We start from the raw sequence: 19,172 nt of genomic DNA, 5'->3' as shown, positions 1-19,172 counted from the left end.
ACAGCCTAGCGACAGGAAACCGACAGCGCCCCCGGCGACGGTATCCGGACAGCGAAACACCAGCTAGGGAGACACCATGAGCACGAAAAAGGTGACCGTGATCGGCCTGGGCAGCCTCGGGTCCGCGCTCGCCGCCGCGCTGCTGCGGTCCGGCAACGAGGTGACCGTGTGGAACCGCACCCCGGCGAAGGCCGAAGCCCTTGTGGCGCAAGGGGCCGCGCGGGCGGACACCGTCGCCGACGCGGTCGCCGCGAGCCCCGTGGTGATCGTGTGCGTCTTCGACACCGCCGCCGCCCGGGAGCTGCTGGAGCCGGTGGCCGCGGGCAAGGCCGTCGTCAACCTGACCACCGGCTCCCCGGACGAGGCCCGCGCACTGGCCACGTGGGCGGCTTCCCGAGGCGTCGACTACCTGGACGGCGCGGTGATGGCCGTGCCCGAGGCGATCGGCACGCCTGGCGCCTTCGTCATCTACAGCGGCTCGCGGGAGGTCTTCGACGAGCACCGCGACGCGCTGGACAGCTTCGGCGCGAGCCACTTCCTCGGCACCGACGCCGGGGTGGCGGAGTTCCACGACCTGGGGCTGCTCTCCGCCGGGTACGCGACGCTCGGCGGGTTCCTGCACGCCGTCGCGATGCTGGGCGTCCCGGCCCAGGACTTCCTGCCGCTGGCCACGACCTGGCTCAACGGGATGGTCGCCTTCCTCGCCGACGTGGCGCGCGAGGTCGACCAGCGCGACTACGCCCACGGCGCGTCCAGCGTGGCGATCAACCAGGTCGCGCTCGGCAACATCGTCCACGCCAGCCGCTCCGCCGGGGTGGCCCCGGACCTCCTGCTGCCGCTCAAGGAGCTGATGGACCGGCGCGCCGCCGACGGACACGCCGAGGACAGCGCCAGCAGCGTGATCGAACTCCTCCGCCCCCGCGTCCACCCCGAATGACTCATTCAGCACGTAAGGCTGTGGTGGGCGGGCCGTACCCAACGCCGCATTCGGGGCGTTAGGTTCCCTGAACGGGTCGTTCGGGGCACTCAACGCCCTCAACGGGTCGTTCAGGGCATCGTTGGCGGGGCCCGGGGTGGCGCCAGACGTAACCAATGCGGCATTGGTTACGTCTGGCGAAACAAATGCCACATTGGGTACGTCAACGGGAGGGTGGGGTGGGGTTAGAAGTCGGCTTCCTGCCAGGAGACGCAGGAGGGGCGGGTCTGGGTGTCGAAGAACTCGGCGAGCGCGTGCGCGAGGTTGATCAGCGAGATCTCGCAGTGCGCCGGGAACTCCAGGTCGGCGTAGACGAGCTCGTCCGGGGAGGCCGGGGTCGGGCCGCGGCTGTACCAGGCGCCGGTCTCGTCGGTGTAGTACAGCGCGGCGCGGCCGTTGCGCACGCCGAAGATCAGCTCGCGCTCGGAGGGGTCGCGGTCGTCGACCGGGCGGTGCCGGTGCCGGATGATCGCGCCGTGCTTGCCGACCTCGGGCAGCCGCCCGGCCAGCATCCGGTCGAAGAGCGTGGCGTTGATCCGTTCCAGGTGCTCCAGCCACCTGCCGCCGACCTCACTGCGGTAGCTGACGTCCACGCTGGTCATGTGCCCACCCAGATAGAGTTGATCTTGGTGTTTCCATGGTGCCCGGCGACCACCGGCCCCCGCAAGGGGTTACCAGGCCCAGGGCCAGTTCAGCACCGGGAGGCCGATCGCGGAATCCACCGCGAGGGCCACGAACACCAGCATCAGGTAGGTGTTGGACATGTGGAACAGGCGCATCGGGTTGGCCTTCTCCCCGCGCCGGACCTGGCCGTGCAGGCGGTGGGTCAGCACGGCGAACCAGACGCCCGCCACCACGGCCGCGGCCAGGTAGAGCCAGCTGGCCGCCGGGACCAGCAGCAGCGACCAGGCGACCATGAGCCAGGTGAAGATCACGATCTGCCGGGTGACGTAGGCGGGCTCGGCGACGGCGGGCAGCATCGGCACGCCAGCGGCCCGGTAGTCGTCGCTGAACTTCATCGCCAGCGCCCACGTGTGCGGCGGCGTCCAGAAGAAGATCACGCCGAACATCACGAAGGCGGGCCACTCCACGGTGCCGGTCACCGCGGCCCAGCCGATCACCACGGGCATGCAGCCCGCCGCGCCGCCCCAGATGATGTTCTGCGCGGTGCGCCGCTTGAGGACCAAGGTGTAGACGAAGACGTAGAACAGGATCGTGGCCACCGCGAGCACCGCGGCCAGCAGGTTGGTCGTCGCGAAGAACCAGCCGAAGGACCCGAGCCCCATCAGGACGCCGAAGACCAACGCGTTGCGCCGGGGCACCGAGTGCGTCGCGAGCGGGCGGGCCTTGGTCCGCTTCATCACCGCGTCGATATCGGCGTCGGCGACGCAGTTGAGCGCGTTGGCGCTGCCCGCGGCCATGATCCCGCCGACGAGGGTGGTGAGCACCAGCAGCGGCGACGGCAGACCCCGCTGGGCCAGCAGCATCGCCGGGATCGTGGTCACCAGCAGCAGTTCGATCACGCGCGGCTTGGTGAGGGCCACGTAGGCGCGAAGGCTGTTCTTCCAGTCCGGCCGCGGGCGGTGGTGGCTCCGGGCCGACGCGTCAGCGGTGATGCTCATCGCGTCCCCTCCGCAACGATCACCGGCGGCATGGGGCTCCTCGAATCAGATCGGTTTCGACCCGGGGAACGCGGGTCACCCAAATGGTAGGCACGCTACAGAAGCGACGCGCGCGGGGGGTCGTGTGACGTGCCTTAAGCGACGTTCGCCACCGCCCACTACTAGGCTGATCGGTGGACGAGGGAGAACGTGCGTCACGCCGGGCGGACAGCGCTTGAGTTCACCCGCGGCAACGCTCCGCCCTCCTCGCGCGCGACCTTGCGGAACCTCAAGCGAAAGTGGGACAGCGTCCGTGTCCGTGAACACCGACCTCACCGGTCTGACCACCCCCAACCTGCCAGAGGACTGGACCGAGCTGGACCGGCGCGCGGTGGACACCGCTCGCGTCCTCGCTGCCGACGCCGTGCAGAAGGTCGGCAACGGCCACCCCGGTACCGCGATGAGCCTCGCGCCCGCCGCGTACACCCTGTTCCAGCGCGTCATGCGGCACGACCCCGCGGACGCCGACTGGCCGGGCCGGGACCGGTTCGTGCTCTCCTGCGGGCACTCCAGCCTCACCCTGTACATCCAGCTCTACCTCTCCGGCTACGGCGTGGAGCTCGACGACCTGAAGGCGCTGCGCACCTGGGGCTCGCTGACCCCGGGTCACCCGGAGCACCGGCACACCCCGGGCGTGGAGATCACCACCGGACCGCTGGGCCAGGGCCTGTCCTCCGCGGTCGGCATGGCGATGGCGGCGCGCCGCGAGCGCGGCCTGTTCGACCCGGACGCCGCGCCCGGCGAGAGCCCGTTCGACCACCAGATCTACGTGATCGCCTCCGACGGTGACATCGAGGAGGGCGTGACCTCCGAGGCGTCCTCGATCGCCGGGCACCAGCAGCTGGGCAACCTGACGCTGGTCTACGACGACAACAAGATCAGCATCGAGGACGACACCGCGATCGCGCTCAGCGAGGACGTGGCCAAGCGCTACGAGGCCTACGGCTGGCACGTGCAGTCCGTCGAGGGCGGCGAGAACGTCAAGGACCTGCTGGCCGCCTTCGACGCCGCCCGCGCGGTGACCGACCGCCCGTCGATCATCCTGCTGCGCACCGTGATCGGCTTCCCGGCGCCGAACAAGATGAACACCGGCAAGATCCACGGCTCCGCGCTCGGCGGCGAGGAGGTGGCCGAGGTCAAGAAGGTGCTCGGCTTCGACCCGGAGCAGAGCTTCGAGGTGGCGCCGGAGGTGCTGGCGCACGCCCGCGAGGTCGTCAAGCGCGGCGAGGCGGCCCGCGGCGAGTGGCAGAAGTCCTTCGACGCGTGGGCCCAGGCCAACCCGGAGCGCAAGGCCCTCTACGACCGCTTGGTCGCCAAGGAGCTGCCCGAGGGCTGGGCGGACGCGCTGCCGAAGTGGGAGGCCGACGCCAAGGGCCTGGCGACCCGCAAGGCCTCCGGCGAGGTGCTCTCGGCCATCGCCGACGTGCTGCCGGAGCTGTGGGGCGGCTCCGCCGACCTGGCGGAGAGCAACAACACCACCATGAAGGGCGCGAACTCCTTCGGCCCGGAGTCGATCTCCACCGGCGAGTGGACCGCGCACCCCTACGGCCGCACGCTGCACTTCGGTGTCCGCGAGCACGCCATGGGCTCGATCCTCAACGGCATCGCGCTGCACGGCCCGACCCGCCCGTACGGCGGCACCTTCCTGGTGTTCAGCGACTACATGCGCCCGGCGGTCCGCCTCGCCGCGGTGATGAAGTCGCCGGTGGTCTACGTGTGGACGCACGACTCGATCGGCCTCGGCGAGGACGGCCCGACGCACCAGCCGATCGAGCACCTGGCCGCGCTGCGCGCCATCCCCGGCCTCGCGGTGGCCCGCCCCGGCGACGCCAACGAGACCGCCGCGGTGTGGCGGAAGGTGCTGGAGACCCAGGACGGTCCGACCGGTATCGCGCTGACCCGCCAGAACGTGCCGACCCTCGAGGGCACCTCCACCGAGGGCGTCGCTCGCGGTGGTTATGTCCTCGTCGACGCCAAGAACGACGCAGGCACCCCGGACGTGATCCTCATCGGCACCGGCTCGGAGCTGCAGATCGCCGTCGCCGCCGGGAAGATCCTGGCCGAGCAGGGCGTTGCCGCCCGCGTGGTGTCCATGCCGTGCGTCGAGTGGTTCGAGGCGCAGGACCAGTCCTACAAGGACTCCGTGCTGCCGCGCGAGGTCCGCGCCCGCGTCGCGGTCGAGGCCGGGATCGCGCAGCCGTGGTACCGCTACGTCGGCGACGCCGGTGAGATCGTCTCGATCGAGCACTTCGGCGCGTCGGCCGACTACCAGACCCTCTTCCGCGAGTTCGGCTTCACCGACACCGCCGTCGTCGAGGCCGCCAAGCGCAGCATTGGAGCGACGAAGTGAGTAATCCCAACCTCATCGCACTGAGCGAGGCCGGTGTCTCGATCTGGCTGGACGACCTCTCGCGCGAGCGCCTGGAGTCCGGCAACCTGGTCGAGCTGATCAACGAGTCCTCGGTGGTCGGCGTGACCACCAACCCGACGATCTTCGCGGGCGCGCTGTCCAAGGGCAGCGCCTACGACAAGCAGGTCGCCGAGCTGGCCGGTCGCGGCGCGTCCGTGGACCAGGCGGTCCGCGAGATCACCACCGCCGACGTGCGGCACGCCTGCGACGTCTTCCGCGCCACCTGGGAGGCCAGCAACGGCCTCGACGGCCGGGTCTCCCTGGAGGTGGACCCGCGGCTGGCGCACGACACCGACGCCACCGCGGCCGAGGCGCAGGAGCTGTGGAAGGCGGTGGACCGGCCGAACCTGATGGTGAAGATCCCGGCCACCGTCGCCGGTCTGCCCGCGATCACCAAGGCGCTGGCCGAGGGCATCAGCGTGAACGTGACGCTGATCTTCTCGGTGGAGCGCTACCGCGCGGTGATGGACGCGTTCCTGGAGGGCTTGGAGCAGGCCAAGGCCAACGGCCACGACCTGTCCGCGATCGCCTCCGTCGCCTCGTTCTTCGTGTCCCGTGTGGACAGTGAGATCGACAAGCGGATCGGCGAGCTGGGCACCCCGGAGGCCGAGGCGCTGCGCGGGCAGGCCGCCATCGCCAACGCGCGGCTGGCCTACTCCGCCTACGAGGACGTCTTCGCCTCACCGCGGTGGACCGCGCTGGCCGAGTCGGGCGCCCGCCCGCAGCGCCCGCTGTGGGCCTCCACCGGCGTGAAGGACCCGAACTACTCCGACACCCGCTACGTCGACGAGCTGGTCGCGCCGGGTGTCGTCAACACGATGCCGGAGAAAACGCTGCACGCGGTCGCCGACCACGGCAAGATCACCGGCGACACCGTCACCGGCACCGCCGAGTCGGCCCAGGAGGTCTTCGACGCCCTGGCCGACGCGGGCATCGACCTCGACGACGTCTTCGTGACCCTGGAGACCGAGGGCGTGGACAAGTTCGAGAAGTCCTGGGCCGAGCTGCTGGAGACGGTGACCGACCAACTCGGCCGAGCGAAGGGTTGAGATGACTGACATTTCGGTCACACTCGTCCACAGTGGACTGATGGCTGAGGCCGCTCCGCTGGTGGACAGGCTGGTCTCCGACCAGTTCGCGAGCAAGCTGACCGCACGGGACGCCACGCTGTGGGGTCCGGCCGCCGAGCCGGAGGCGTCCATCCGGCTGTCCTGGACCACGCTGCACGAGACCTCCCGCCCGCTGCTCGCCGAGATCGACGCGCTGCGCGCCGAACTGCACGGCGAGGGCGTGGACCGGGTCGTGCTCGCGGGCATGGGCGGCTCGTCCCTGGCGCCGGAGGTGATCTGCGCGACCGCTGGAGTCAACCTGGTCGTGCTGGACACCACCGACCCCGCGCAGGTGGCGGACGCGCTCGCCGGGGACCTGGAGCGCACCGTGCTCGTGGTCTCCTCGAAGTCCGGCGGCACGGTGGAGACCGACAGCCACCGCCGCGTGTTCGAAAAGGCGTTCCGGGACAAGGGGATCGACGCTGCCTCGCGCATCGTCGTGGTCACCGACCCGGGCTCGCCGCTGGCGAAGGCGTCGGCGGAGGCGGGCTACCGCAAGGTGTTCCTGGCCGACCCGCACGTGGGTGGCCGCTACTCGGCGCTGACCGCTTTCGGCCTGGTGCCGAGCGGTCTGGCCGGTGCGGACATCGCGACGCTGCTCGACGACGCCGCTTCGGCTGCTCCGTCACTGTCGGCGGACTCCGCGGAGAACCCGGCGCTGCTGCTGGCTTCCGTCTTCGCCGCCGCGCACGCGCGCGGTGCGGAGAAGGTCGTCATCGCCGATGCCGACTCGGGCATCAAGGGCTTCGCCGACTGGGCGGAGCAGCTGATCGCCGAGTCCACCGGCAAGGAGGGCACCGGCCTGCTGCCGGTCGCGGTCGAGGGCATCGACGCGCCCGGGTTCGCCGACGCCGGTGAGGACGCGACGGCGGTCAGCATCGGCGGTGTCGGCGGCGCCGCGGCCATCGCGGTCGCGGGCTCGCTCGGCGGCCAGTTCCTGTTGTGGGAGTACGCGACCGCGGCCGCGGGCAGGCTGCTCGGGATCAACCCGTTCGACCAGCCCGATGTCGAGGCCGCGAAGAAGGCGGCGCGCGCGCTGCTCGACGCGCCCGCGGACGAGACGACGGCGGCACCGGCCATTTCGGACGGTCCGATCGACGTCTACGCCTCCGGGCTCGCGGGCGAGGCGGCGGGCTGGGCGGACAAGCTGTTCGCGCCGGAGACCGAGACCGTCGGGGCGGCGCTGAAGGCGCTCGTCGACGCGGCCCCGGAGCACGGCTACCTGTCGATCCAGGCCTACCTGGACCGGCTCGACGACGCGTCGATCGCGTTGCTGCGCAAGGAGATCGCGCGGCGCACCGGGTTGCAGACCACCTTCGGATGGGGCCCCCGGTTCCTGCACTCCACGGGCCAGTACCACAAGGGCGGCCACCAGAACGGCGTGTTCCTGCAGATCACCGGCTACTCGCCGGAGGACCTGGAGGTGCCGGACCGCCCGTACACCCTTGGCGTGCTGCAGAAGGCGCAGGCGCTCGGCGACGGACAGGTGCTCGCCGAGCACGGGCGTCCGGTGCTGCGCCTGCACCTCACCGACCGGGCAGAGGGCCTGGTCCACCTGGTGAAGGCGGTGCAGGACTCGCTGTGAGTGCCAAAACCTGGCGCAACCCGCTGCGCGACGAGCGGGACAAGCGACTTCCCAGGATCGCCGGGCCCTGCGGCCTGGTGATCTTCGGCGTGACCGGTGACCTCAGCCGCAAGAAGCTGATGCCCGCCATCTACGACCTGGCCAACCGGGGGCTGCTGCCGCCGGGCTTCGCGCTCACCGGCTTCGCCCGGCGGGAGTGGGCCGACCAGGACTTCGAGCAGGTGGTGTACGAGGCGGTCAAGCAGCACGCCCGGACGCCGTTCCGGCAGGAGGTCTGGGACTCTCTCGCCGAGGGCTGCCGCTTCGTGCAGGGCAGCTTCGACGACGACGAGGCATTCGACAAGCTGGTCGAGACCATCGGCGACCTGGACCGGGTCCGCGGCACCGGCGGCAACCACGCGTTCTACCTGTCCATCCCGCCGGGCGCGTTCCCGGCGGTCTGCCGCCAGCTGGCCCGCTCCGGCCTGTCGGCGCAGAACCCGGACCAGTGGCGCCGCGTGGTGATCGAGAAGCCGTTCGGTTCGGACCTGGCCACCGCCAAGGACCTCAACCGCGTGGTGAACGAGGTCTTCCCCGAGGACTCGGTGTTCCGCATCGACCACTACCTCGGCAAGGAGACGGTGCAGAACATCCTGGCGCTGCGCTTCGCGAACCAGCTGTTCGAGCCGATCTGGAACTCCAACTACGTCGACCACGTGCAGATCACCATGGCCGAGGACATCGGCCTCGGCGGTCGCGCGGGCTACTACGACGGCATCGGCGCGGCGCGCGATGTGATCCAGAACCACCTGCTCCAGCTGCTGGCGCTGACCGCGATGGAGGAGCCCGTCTCCTTCGACCCGGCGGCGCTGCGGGCGGAGAAGGTCAAGGTGCTCTCGGCGACCCGGCCCGCCGGACCGCTGGACGAGACCACCGCCCGCGGCCAGTACACCGGCGGGTGGCAGGGCGGCCAGAAGGTGCCGGGGCTGCTGGAGGAGGGCGGTTTCGCCCCCGACTCGGCCACCGAGACCTTCGCCGCGGTGGAGCTGGAGGTGAACACCCGCCGCTGGGCCGGGGTGCCGTTCTACCTGCGCACCGGCAAGCGGCTGGGCCGCCGCGTCACCGAGATCGCGGTGGTGTTCAAGCGGGCCCCGCACCTGCCGTTCGACTCCACGGCCACCGAGGAGCTGGGCGAGAACGCCCTGGTGATCCGGGTGCAGCCGGACGAGGGCATCACGCTGCGGTTCGGCTCGAAGGTGCCCGGCACCGCGATGCAGATCCGCGACGTGACGATGGACTTCGGCTACGGCCACGCGTTCACCGAGTCCTCGCCGGAGGCCTACGAGCGGCTGCTGCTGGACGTGCTGCTCGGCGAACCCTCGCTGTTCCCGATGAACGACGAGGTCGAGCTGTCCTGGAAGATCCTCGACCCGGTGCTCAAGCACTGGGCCGCGAAGGGCCGTCCCGAGGAGTACAAGGCGGGCACGTGGGGCCCGGCGTCCGCTGACTCGATGATGGCCCGCTCCGGACGTCATTGGAGGCGCCCGTGATCATCGACCTGCCCTCGACCACGACCTCCCAGGTCAACAAGAAACTGGTCGAGCTGCGCGAACAGGGCGGGGCGGTGGCCCTGGGCCGGGTGCTCACCCTGGTCATCGTCACCGACGACGGCGCGCGCACCGAGGAGGCCATCGACGCGGCCAACGACGCCAGCCGCGAGCACCCGTGCCGGGTGATCGTGCTGGCCCGCGGCGCCCGCAAGGCCGCGGCGCGGTTGGACGCCCAGGTCCGGGTCGGCGGCGACGCCGGGGCGAGCGAGGTCGTGGTGCTGCGGCTCTACGGCCCGCTGGCCGACGAGGGCGCGAGCTGCGTGGTGCCGCTGCTGCTGCCCGACGCACCCGTGGTGGCGTGGTGGCCGTTCGAGTCCCCGGAGAAGCCGTCCCAGGACCCGATCGGCGCGCTGGCCCAGCGCCGGATCACCGACGCCGCCGCCGAGCGCAACCCGATCAAGGCGCTCGACCAGCGTCGCGAGTCCTATGTGGACGGTGACACCGATCTGGCGTGGACGCGGCTGACCTCGTGGCGGGCCCTGCTGGCCGCCGCGCTGGACCTGCCGCCCTACGAGAAGGTCACCGCGGCCACCGTCTCCGGCGAGGCCGACTCGCCGTCGACGGACCTGCTCGCGGCGTGGCTGTCGGCGCGGCTGAAGATCCCGGTGACGCGCACCAAGGCCAGCTCCGGCCAGGGCATCGTCTCCGCGGTGCTGGAGCGGCGCTCCGGTGCCGTGGCGCTGATCCGCCCCGACGGCAAGGTCGGCACGCTCGACCAGCCCGGCCAGCCCGACCGCCGCGTCGCGCTGCAACGGCGCCCGGTCCGCGACTGCCTCGCCGAGGAGCTGCGCAGGCTCGACCCCGACGAGACCTACGAGGAGACGCTGCGGGCACTGCCCAAGGTGGTCCGGGGTCGCGCGGCACCGAAGAAGCCCGCCAAGGCCGCCAAGCCGAAGGCGGAGCCCGCTCCGGCCGCCGAGGCTTCGCCGGAACCAGCGGCGAAACCGAAGAAGGCCAAGCCCGCCAAGGCGAAGGCCAAGAAGTAAGCGAAGGGGACGTCCGAGTGCGGGCGTCCCTTTCGTCACTCCTTCCGACCGGCGCCGGTGTGGTGTACAACTGCGCCCCATACACCTGCCGGTTCGGGAAGGACTGTCATGGCGGATCACCGTGGATCCCCGCAGGGAATGGACCGTCGCCGTTTTCTCGGGTATGTACTCGCCGCGCCGACCTTGATGGCCGCCGCGGAGCTGGGCGGGTCGGCCGTGGCCCCGGAGGCCGCCGCCGCGATCCCGACCCTGCCGCCGCCCGCCGATCTGTTCGACCTCAACGACCTGCTGAGCACCGCGGCGGTGCCGACCTCGGCCCTGATCACCGTGCAGGTCCACTCCGACGGGACGGCGTCGTTCGCGTTGCCGCGCGCCGAGGTCGGCCAGGGTGTCACCACCTCGACGGCGATGCTGATCGCCGAGGAACTGGGCCTGCCGGTCGAGAAGATCAAGATCACGCTCGCCGACTCGCGGCCCGAACTGCTGTTCAACCAGCTGACTGCGGCGTCGAACACCACGATCTCGACCTACACCCCGATCCGGGTCGCGGCCGCGATCGCCAAGGGACGGCTGCTGGCGGCCGCGGCGATCGTCCTCGGGGACACGGTCACCAACCTCACCAGCAAGCTCGGTGTGATCACCGGCGGCGGCGGGAAGAGCGTGACCTACGGCGAACTCGCGCAGCGCGCCGCGAGCACGCGGACCGAACAGGTCTCGGTCACCCTCAAGCCGCGCTCGGAGTTCACCGTCATCGGCAAGCCGCACAACCGGATCGACGCGCTCGACGCCGTCACCGGGCGCAAGGTGTTCGCGATGGACCTGCGGATTCCGAACGCGCTGCCGACGATGGTGTGCAGGCCCCCGACGATCAACGGCAAGGTGCGGTCGGTGCTCAACGCCGCGGCGGTGCGGGCGATGCCCGGGATCACCGACGTGGTCACGATCTCCACCGGTGTCGCGGTGCGCGGCCGCACTTTCGGCCAGTGCGTCGACGCGGTCCGCGCCCTGCGCGTCGACTGGGGCAAGGGCACCGCCGCCGGGGCGAGCGACGCCTCCGTGCTGCGCGAGCTCAAAGCCGCCGAGCTGCCCTTGGTGGTGCCGCCGCTGCCGCTGCTGGCCAAGACCCTGGACGCCGGGTTCACCTTCGCCTTCCGCAGCAACAGCGCGCTGGAGCCCAACTGCGCGATCGCCGACGTCCGCCGCGACCGCGCCGAGATCTGGGGCAGCCTCAAGTCGCCGATCGTGGCGCAGCAGGCGATCGCGGCCAAGATCGGCTTACCGCAGAACGCGGTGCGGGTGCACGTCACCGAGGGCGGAGGATCGTTCGGCCGCAAGCTGTTCTTCGACGCCGCGCTCGAAGCCGCCGAGATCTCCCGCACGCTCGGCAAGCCGGTGAAGCTGATGTGGCACCGCACCGACGACTTCCGCCAGGGCCGGACGCACCCGATGTGCACCTCCCGCCTGCGCGCCACCTACGCCGCGGGCAACGTGCTGACCTTCGAGCACCGCCACACCAGCGTGTCCACCGACTTCGGCCACGGCCTCGGGGAGATCATCACCGCCCTCGCGGCCAAGCTCCCGGTCGGCGACTTCACGTTCTCCCAGACCGTTTTCCAGCTCACCCAGACCATGCCGTACAACTTCGGCGTCACCACCCAGCTGCTCAACGAGGTCAACAAGGGCTTCAACACCGGCAGCATGCGCAACATCTACTCCCCCGACGTGTGCTGCGCCCGGGAGCTCTTCGTCGACCAGCTCGCCGCCAAGATGGGCAAGGACCCGTACAAGTTCCGCCAGGAGTTCGCGCGGGACCACCGGGCGCGCGCCGTGCTCGACAAGGTCGCCAAGGTCGGCAACTGGGGTCGCGCGATGCCCGCCGGAATGGCGCAGGGCATCGCCGTCCACGCCGAGTACAAGGGATTCTCCGCCGCGCTCGTGGAGATCGACTGCCGTCCGGCGACGGTGAACCGGAAGATCCCCTCGGCCCGCACCGGCCCCAGGGTGACCAAGGTCGTGTTCGCCGTCGACGCGGGCCTCGCCGTCAACCCGCGCGGGCTCGAAGCCCAGATGCTGGGCGGGATCAGCGACGGCATCGCGCTCGCGCTCACCTCCAGCCTGCACCTGAAGGACGGCTACTTCCTGGAAGGCAGCTGGGACAACTACTTCTACACGCGCCAGTGGAACGTGCCGAAGGACGTGGAGATCATCGTGATGCCGCCGACGACCGGCCAGCCCGGTGGCGCCGGGGAGTTCGGTGTCGCCGCGAGCTACGCCGCCGTCGCGTGCGCCTACACCCGGGCCACCGGGACCCTGCCGACCACGTTCCCGGTCAACCACGACGGCCCGCTCGGCTTCGACCCCCTGCCCACCGTGCCGCCGATCCCCCAGTCCCCCACAGACGGCCTCCGCAACGCCTTCTAGGAGAACTCCGTGCCCGAACACACCTTCATCCTCAACGGCGAGCAGGTCACCGTCGATGTCGAGGACGATGTCCGGCTGCTGTGGGTGCTGCGCGACGTCCTCGGCGTGATGGGCCCGAAGTACGGCTGCGGCGTCGAGGTCTGCAAAGCCTGTGCCAGCCACATCAACGGCAAGGTCTTCAACCCCTGCGCCGTCCGGGTCGGCGACGTCAAACCCACCGACAGGATCACCACCATCGAGGGGCTACCCGGGACGGTCGGCAAACCCCTGCACCCCATGCAGCAGGCCTGGCTCGACCGCGACGTCGCCCAGTGCGGCTACTGCCAGCCGGGCCAGATCATGACCGCGGTCGCGAAGGTCCGCCAGGCCAAGGCCGAGGGCAGGAAGATCACCGACGCCGACCTCGACGAGATCCGCAACATCTGCCGGTGCGGCACCTACAACCGGATCAGGGAGGCCATCACCGCCGCCGCGGAACGGATGTAGATCTCCCCCATTTGGGGCCAGTTTGCGGCACTGGCACAAAATACCCGCCGTTTCCTCCCGCTGACCTCCAGAACGGCTTGCCACCACGGAAAATCAATTCGTGGCATTTCTCCAGAGCAGTCTGCTCCTATTGGGCGAATACGTCTTCCCAAGGGCGGCAAAGGAGAAGACCATCTGTTGTGAAGGACTCGGGGGGAGTCGATGAGCGAACTCGAAGAGGTGCGCGCCGGGCTGCACGCCGTCCGCGAGGACATTCCGCTCGCCCAGGTCGCCGAGGCACGCCTGCGCCTGACCGCCGTGCACGCCGAGTTGGCCGCGGCGTGGGCGAAGACCTGCGACTCGCGGCCCGACAAGGCACGGCACGAGCTCGCTCTCGCGCAGAAGGCCGTGCGCGACGGTGAAGCCACCCTCCGGCGGGCGCTGGGATGCGTGCGCACCGCGACCGCGGAGCTGTGACGCCGTGACGTCCTCGATCGGCGACCTCCAGGCGCGGCTCCAGGCGGCGGTGGACGACCTCCCGCTGGATTCGCTGACCGAGGCCCGTGAGCACCTGCGCGGCGTCGTACTCCCCCGTCTGCACCACTTGGCCCGCACCAGCTCGAATCCCCAGCTGCGCGAGGCGCTCGCCGCGGTCAACCGCGCCGGGGTCGAGCTGGACAGCGGGCGGCGGCACGCGCACGAGACGCACCGCGTCACGCGGGACTACATGCACGCGTGCCTCGGCGCTCCCACTCGTGACGACGACCGGAGCTACCGGTACATCGAGCACGCCGTGCACGCGCCTCCCATGCGCCCGATCTCGGAGACCGCCCCCGCCGTCTCGCCGCGGCGTCAGCCCGCGCCGTGGGTCACCGACGATCCGAAGACCTGGCCGGGCCGGGTCGACGAGTCCCTTGTCCCCCAACGGTTCCACTTTTCCGCCCCGGAGAGAGTCATCGCTCATCGCGTGGCCCGACTCGATCCCCATCGCATCGCACCGCTGCCTCGGGCAGGTGGGCGCACCGCGGACGCGGCGGTCGACGGGTACGCAGTGGAGTTCAAGACACTGCAACCGCATTCGGGTACGCAGCACGGCCCACACCACATCGGCCGCGTGATCCGCCGAATGCAGCACGACAGCCGCCAGTCGACCGATCCGCTTGTCTACGGGCAGGGCAACAACATCGTCATCGACGTGAGCCCGGTCGGACTGTCGCGTGAGAAAGCACTCCAGGGCCTGAACGACTACCTCCGCGATCAACCCGAGCTCACGGAACGCCTCGCGCGCGTCCGCATCATGGGTACTGACTACGACATCGATTGGAACCGGACTCGTGGCTGACTACCTGGAGTTGTACTTCGGCTCGCCCGACAACATCGATACGACGGTCGAGGCCCTGGGCGAGTTTCTCGGTGTGCGCTTCGAACTCTCGCGGATGCACTACGCCGACTACGAGGCGCACGACGGCCGACGCCACTACGACCTCGCACTCGACAACGACGAGGAGGAGGACGATCCGGCCGACGACATGCCGTTCACGAAGATGCCTTACGTGCTGACACTCCGAGGTGACCGCGACATGGACGCCGAATTGGAGGAGATAGGCCGAGAGTTGATCCGTCAGGTGCAGCAGCGCGGCTACGTTCCCGCCCGGCTCGTCTACGCCACCACGAACGTCCTCGCAAAGGCGAACTAGGCCCCGTCCTGCAAGTCCTCAAGCACTCCGCACACCACGTAAACTGAACCCATGCACCCCACGCGCCCGCACACCCCAACCCCCGCGCGCGCCGTCTAGAGAACCCCGTTTCGTACTCATAACGGGGAAGAGAGCGCTCCCAAATCCCGGCAAGAGTACGAAACGGAAGATCTTGGCGGCCTCAGCGTGGGATGAGGGGGTGTGGGGGTAGCTCCATTCGTTGCCCATTTCGGCGATTCGCAGCAAGGTCGTCTATTTGTCGTGCCGTGGCGGAGTCCCTAGCCTGGGCCGTACGCCACCACACCAAGAGGAACCCTTGAGCGACGATCTTCCGACGCCGGGGCGGCCTGCCCCGTTGCTGTCCACCACCGTGGCGACAGCCCTCCTCGCCGCCGTCACGGTGCTCGGCCACCACTTCTGGCTCTGGCAGGACGGAACGCCGGACGCAGGCGGTGAGAAGCTCGTCTTCCTGGCGCCGTTCGCGTGGATCGTGCTCCGCGGCTCGAAATCGATCGGCGTGAACCGTCTGTGGGGCCTCATCCCCGGTTTCGGCTTGGGTATCGCGGTGTTCCTCAGCCTGTTGGCCGCGCTGAGCTCGTGGCTGGAAGCGCCGTGGCCGCTCTTCGTCAGCTATGTGACGGGGTGGGCGGTGCTGGCGGTGGTGTTCGCGCTCTGTTCACGTCGCCCGTTCCAGCGCGTCGGCCACCGCAGCCTCGACGTGTAGACGGGTGGTCGGGAACACCGGCAGCGGGCTGTCGTCCTGCGTCACCAACAGCTCGATCTCCGTGCAGCCCAGGATCACGCCCTCCGCGCCCGCGTCCGCGAACCGGGCGATGACCTCGCGGTAGAGCCGCCGGGACGCGCCGGAGATCTCGCCCTTGACCAGTTCGTCGTAGATGACGCGGTGCACGGCGGCGCGGTCGGCGGCATCCGGGACGAGCACGTCGAGCCCGTGGCTTTCGAGCCGTCCGCGGTAGTAGTCCCGCTCCATCGTGTAAGCGGTGCCGAGCAGTCCGACGCGGCGCACCCCGGCGGCCGTGACGGCTCGCGCGGTCGCGTCGGCGAGGTGCAGCAGGGGAATCCGCACCGCTGCCTGTATCCGGTCGGCGATCTCGTGCATCGTGTTGGTGCACAACAGGATCAGGTCCGCGCCCGCGGCCTCCAGGCTGCGTGCGGCATCACCGAGGAGAGTCCCGGCCTCCGCCCAGCGGCCCTCGGCCTGGAGCCGTTCGACATCGGCGAAGTCCACCGAGTACAGCACGCACCTGGCCGAGTGGAACCCGCCCAGCTCCCGCCGGACCAGCTCGTTCGCCAGCCGGTAGTACTCGGCGCTGCTCACCCAGCTCATGCCGCCCAGAAGGCCGATCGTCCGCATACCGGCAGGCTCGCACGAGCAGCACCAAAGCAGAACTACGATCTCCTTCCATCCCTCAAAGCTGTACTTTGAGCAGGTGGATCCGCGACGTGTGCTGCTCTTCCGGGAGATCGCCCGGCACGGCTCGCTCAGCGCGGCGGCGCGCGCCCTGGGCTGGACGCAGCCCGCGATCAGCCAGCACCTGCGCGGTCTGGAGCGGGAAGTCGCGCAGCCGTTGGTCGTGCGCGAGGCGACCGGGGTGCGGCTCACCGACGCGGGAGCCGCGTTGCTGCGCCACGCCGACGCCCTCGCGGCTCGGCTCTCGGCCGCCGAGGACGAGTTGGCGATGCTGGCCGAGCTGCGTTCCGGTCGGCTCCGCATCGCCGCGTTCCCTTCGGCGGCCGCGACCGTGGCGCCGCGGCTGATGACCGCGTTGTCCCGGCGGTACCCGGACATCGACGTTCGCCTGATCGAGGTCGAGCCGCCCGAAGCGCTCGGCCTGCTCCGCGCGGGCGACTGCGACCTCGCCGTCGTCTTCGACCACTCGCCCTCGGACACCGACCTCGCGGTGCACCCGGTGCGCGAGGACCCCGTTCGCGTGGTGCTCGCGGCCGAGCATCCCCTTGCGGCACAACGGACTGTGGACCTCGCGAAGCTGGCGCGCGAGAGCTGGATCGCCGGGTGCCTGCGGTGCCGGGACCACCTGCTCCAGCTGACCGGCCGAGCGGGCTTCGAGCCGGACATCCGCCACGAGACCGACGACTACGTGGTGGTGCAGAACCTGGTGGCCGCCGGTTTCGCGGTCGCGTTGCTGCCGCAGCTGGCCTTGGACGCGTTCACCCATCCCGGGGTGGTGGCCGTGCCGATCCGCGGTGGCGCGTCGCGGGTGGTCTCCGCGGTCACCGTCGCCGGTTCCGACGCTGTCCCGGCGATCAAGGCCGCGCTCGGGCTTCTTCGCAAGGCAGGCGGTCCTAGGATTGCACCGGAGTACGCGAAAGCAGGAGAGGACGAAGAGTGACCCGACCGCAGGTAGTGGTGCACAGTTCCCCCGAGCTGCTGGCGGCGGCGGCCGCGGCGCGGCTGGTGACCCGGCTCGTCGACGCGCAGACGGCGAGGGGCACGGCCTCGGTGGTGCTGACCGGCGGTGGCACCGGGATCGCCGTGCTGGAACAGCTGCGCGAGCTGCCTGCGCGGGATGCCGTCGACTGGTCCCGGGTGGACATGTACTGGGGCGACGAGCGGTTCCTGCCCGCGGGTGACCCGGAGCGCAACGAGACCCAGGCCCGCGCGGCGCTGCTGGACCACCTCCCGGTGGACCCGGAGCGCGTGCACGTGATGGAGCCCAGCGACGGGCGCTTCGGCGACGACCCGGAGGCCGCCGCCGCGGACTACGCGGAGGTGCTCGCGCGCGCCGCGCGACCGGAGGACCACGGGCCGGTGCCGACCTTCGACGTGTGCATGCTCGGCGTCGGCGGCGAAGGCCACGTGGCGTCGGTGTTCCCGGCCTCGCCCGCGGTCTACGAGACGGAGCGGACCGTCGTCGCGGTGCGCAACTGCCCCAAGCCGCCGCCCACCCGCGTGTCGCTGACGCTGCCCGCGATCCGGCACGCGACCGAGGTCTGGCTGCTCACCACGGGCGATGCGAAGGCCGCCGCGGTGTCCATGGCGCTCGGCGAGGCCGGTGAGGTCCAGCTGCCCGCGGCCGGTGCCCGGGGTCAGCTGCGCACGCTGTGGATGCTCGACCGTTCCGCCGCGACGAAGGTGCCGGGGATGTTCGTCCCGCCCCTCGTGTGAATGAGGGTCCAGACGAGCACGGCCAGTCCGGCGAGCACGTAGAGGTTGTGGGTGAGGAACTGGAGCGCGCCGAGCGGCCACGGGCTGTCGGCCCCGGCGTAGCTCCAGTGCAGCAGGCCCAGTCGCAGGTGGGGCAGGTCCGACGGTCCCGGCAGGCACGCGAACAGGGCCACGAACGCGGCGACCAGTGGCACCGAGGCGTCCAGCAGCAACACGAGCGCGGGCGCGACCCAGACCCAGTGGTGGTGCCAGGAAACCGGTGAGACCAGCAGCCCGGTGAGCGCGCACATCAGCACGCCGGGCAGCTCACCGAACCGCTGCCACACCCGCCGGGCGGCCAGCAGACCGGCCACGCCGACGACCGCGGTGACGAGGGACGTGCCGCCGATGAGCTGGCCGAGGGACTGGTTGCCGTAGAAGTCCAGATAGCCACCCATTCGGGAGGCGTCGAAGCCCGCGCCGCCCCAGAACCGGGCGGACTGCACGGGCAGCACCAGGAACGACAGGGAGATCGTGCCGAGCACCGTCAGCCCCGCGACCGCGGCGACCCGGTACCGCTTGGTGAGCAGCAGGTAGACCACGAAGATCGCCGGAGTGAGCTTCACCGCGACCGCCAGACCGAGCGCGACGCCCTTCAGCCGGTTGTCCGCGCGGAGGCTGAAATCCAGCAGTACCAAGAACATCACGAAGATGTTCACCTGGCCGAAGTCCAGGTTGGTCCGCACCGGCTCCAGCCAGAGCGCGAGTCCGCACAGGCCGAGCACCAGTGCGGGCCGGGTTCGCCGGACGAGCCGCAGCGCGCACCAGAGGGCCGCGCCGAGGGCGGCGACGCTGAGCGCGGTCATCAGCGCGGGCAGCGCGGCCGGGGGCACCGCCGTCATCGTGGTCATGAGGATCGCGGCGAACGGCGGGTAGACGAACCGCATGCCCGCGTAGCTGTCCAGGTAGAGCCGATCACTGGTGGCCAGCGCCCGCACGGCCTCGGCGTAGACGTGCAGGTCGAGCATGATCGGCGGTGACCACCAGAACGACACCGCGTAGCCGCCGACAGTGATCAGGAACACGAGAGTCAGCCAGCGCGCGCGAATGTGCTCGGCGGAAATGAATCGCATAGGGCGAACCTAG

18 protein-coding genes are annotated in these 19,172 nt (G+C 70.5%); 14 read left to right on the top strand and 4 right to left on the bottom strand.

Going from position 1 to position 19,172, the window contains the following annotated elements; translation table 11 throughout:
* The first annotated feature begins 76 nt into the window (after positions 1-76).
* Positions 77-937, top strand: a complete 861-nt coding sequence (locus NLX83_RS23920) for an NAD(P)-dependent oxidoreductase (protein WP_254237366.1) — start codon at positions 77-79, stop codon at positions 935-937.
* Between the two features lie 224 nt (positions 938-1,161).
* On the opposite strand, the gene NLX83_RS23915 is transcribed toward NLX83_RS23920, so the two are convergent.
* Both NLX83_RS23915 and NLX83_RS23910 read right to left on the bottom strand, forming a co-directional pair.
* Positions 1,162-1,578 (bottom strand): Imm1 family immunity protein, encoded by a 417-nt coding sequence (locus tag NLX83_RS23915; protein ID WP_254237365.1) that lies wholly within the window; start codon positions 1,576-1,578, stop codon positions 1,162-1,164.
* Between the two features lie 69 nt (positions 1,579-1,647).
* Positions 1,648-2,598, bottom strand: a complete 951-nt coding sequence (locus NLX83_RS23910; protein ID WP_254237364.1) for a heme o synthase — start codon at positions 2,596-2,598, stop codon at positions 1,648-1,650.
* Between the two features lie 292 nt (positions 2,599-2,890).
* On the opposite strand from NLX83_RS23910, the gene tkt reads away from it, so the two are divergent.
* The 11 genes from tkt (at position 2,891) to NLX83_RS23855 (ending at position 15,623) form a co-directional block, all read left to right on the top strand.
* Positions 2,891-4,987 carry a transketolase gene (gene tkt / locus NLX83_RS23905; protein ID WP_254237363.1) on the top strand — a complete coding sequence of 699 codons (2,097 nt, stop codon included), beginning with the start codon at positions 2,891-2,893 and terminating at the stop codon, positions 4,985-4,987.
* The gene (gene tal / locus NLX83_RS23900) at positions 4,984-6,096 is read left to right on the top strand and encodes a transaldolase (RefSeq protein WP_254237362.1); all 1,113 of its coding nucleotides are present in this window, start codon (positions 4,984-4,986) and stop codon (positions 6,094-6,096) included. The genes tkt and tal overlap by 4 nt, the downstream gene beginning before the upstream one ends.
* Before the next feature lie 40 nt (positions 6,097-6,136).
* Entirely contained in the window at positions 6,137-7,741 is a 1,605-nt protein-coding gene (locus NLX83_RS23895; RefSeq protein ID WP_374118800.1) for a glucose-6-phosphate isomerase, read from the top strand.
* A complete protein-coding gene (gene zwf / locus NLX83_RS23890) occupies positions 7,738-9,270 on the top strand; it encodes a glucose-6-phosphate dehydrogenase (protein WP_254237360.1) in 1,533 nt (510 codons plus the stop codon). Before NLX83_RS23895 ends, zwf begins: the two co-directional genes overlap by 4 nt.
* Positions 9,267-10,316, top strand: coding sequence for a glucose-6-phosphate dehydrogenase assembly protein OpcA (gene opcA / locus NLX83_RS23885; protein ID WP_254237359.1), 1,050 nt, complete (start codon positions 9,267-9,269; stop codon positions 10,314-10,316). Before zwf ends, opcA begins: the two co-directional genes overlap by 4 nt.
* Positions 10,317-10,424: 108 nt before the next feature.
* Positions 10,425-12,737, top strand: a complete 2,313-nt coding sequence (locus tag NLX83_RS23880) for a molybdopterin cofactor-binding domain-containing protein (RefSeq protein ID WP_254237358.1) — start codon at positions 10,425-10,427, stop codon at positions 12,735-12,737.
* A 9-nt stretch (positions 12,738-12,746) separates the two neighbouring features.
* Positions 12,747-13,223: a (2Fe-2S)-binding protein gene (locus tag NLX83_RS23875; protein ID WP_254237357.1), complete on the top strand. Its 477-nt coding sequence runs from the start codon at positions 12,747-12,749 to the stop codon at positions 13,221-13,223.
* Positions 13,224-13,424: 201 nt separating this feature from the next.
* Positions 13,425-13,679, top strand: coding sequence for a hypothetical protein (locus tag NLX83_RS23870; protein WP_254237356.1), 255 nt, complete (start codon positions 13,425-13,427; stop codon positions 13,677-13,679).
* Positions 13,680-13,683: 4 nt separating this feature from the next.
* Complete coding sequence (locus tag NLX83_RS23865; RefSeq protein ID WP_254237355.1) at positions 13,684-14,544, top strand: hypothetical protein; 861 nt, start codon at positions 13,684-13,686, stop codon at positions 14,542-14,544.
* The gene (locus tag NLX83_RS23860; protein WP_254237354.1) at positions 14,537-14,899 is read left to right on the top strand and encodes a hypothetical protein; all 363 of its coding nucleotides are present in this window, start codon (positions 14,537-14,539) and stop codon (positions 14,897-14,899) included. Before NLX83_RS23865 ends, NLX83_RS23860 begins: the two co-directional genes overlap by 8 nt.
* A gap of 316 nt (positions 14,900-15,215) precedes the next feature.
* On the top strand, positions 15,216-15,623 hold the full coding sequence (locus tag NLX83_RS23855; protein ID WP_254237353.1) for a hypothetical protein: 408 nt from the start codon (positions 15,216-15,218) through the stop codon (positions 15,621-15,623).
* Here NLX83_RS23855 and NLX83_RS23850 read toward each other — a convergent pair.
* Positions 15,576-16,274 (bottom strand): aspartate/glutamate racemase family protein, encoded by a 699-nt coding sequence (locus NLX83_RS23850; RefSeq protein ID WP_254237352.1) that lies wholly within the window; start codon positions 16,272-16,274, stop codon positions 15,576-15,578. The two genes, NLX83_RS23855 and NLX83_RS23850, sit on opposite strands and share 48 nt — an antisense overlap.
* 76 nt (positions 16,275-16,350) lie before the next feature.
* Between NLX83_RS23850 and NLX83_RS23845 the strand changes: the two genes are divergently transcribed.
* Positions 16,351-17,271, top strand: a complete 921-nt coding sequence (locus tag NLX83_RS23845) for a LysR family transcriptional regulator (RefSeq protein WP_254237351.1) — start codon at positions 16,351-16,353, stop codon at positions 17,269-17,271.
* Positions 17,268-18,047: a 6-phosphogluconolactonase gene (gene pgl, locus NLX83_RS23840; RefSeq protein ID WP_254237350.1), complete on the top strand. Its 780-nt coding sequence runs from the start codon at positions 17,268-17,270 to the stop codon at positions 18,045-18,047. Before NLX83_RS23845 ends, pgl begins: the two co-directional genes overlap by 4 nt.
* Here the strand turns inward: pgl and NLX83_RS23835 are convergent.
* Positions 17,969-19,159 carry a glycosyltransferase 87 family protein gene (locus tag NLX83_RS23835; RefSeq protein ID WP_254237349.1) on the bottom strand — a complete coding sequence of 397 codons (1,191 nt, stop codon included), beginning with the start codon at positions 19,157-19,159 and terminating at the stop codon, positions 17,969-17,971. The two genes, pgl and NLX83_RS23835, sit on opposite strands and share 79 nt — an antisense overlap.
* Positions 19,160-19,172: the final 13 nt, after the last annotated feature.

This window comes from Allokutzneria sp. A3M-2-11 16 (assembly GCF_024213555.1).
Lineage (GTDB): Bacteria > Actinomycetota > Actinomycetes > Mycobacteriales > Pseudonocardiaceae > Allokutzneria.
The sequence above is the reverse complement of the archived record's forward strand: the minus strand, read 5'-3'. Positions and strand labels throughout refer to the sequence as shown.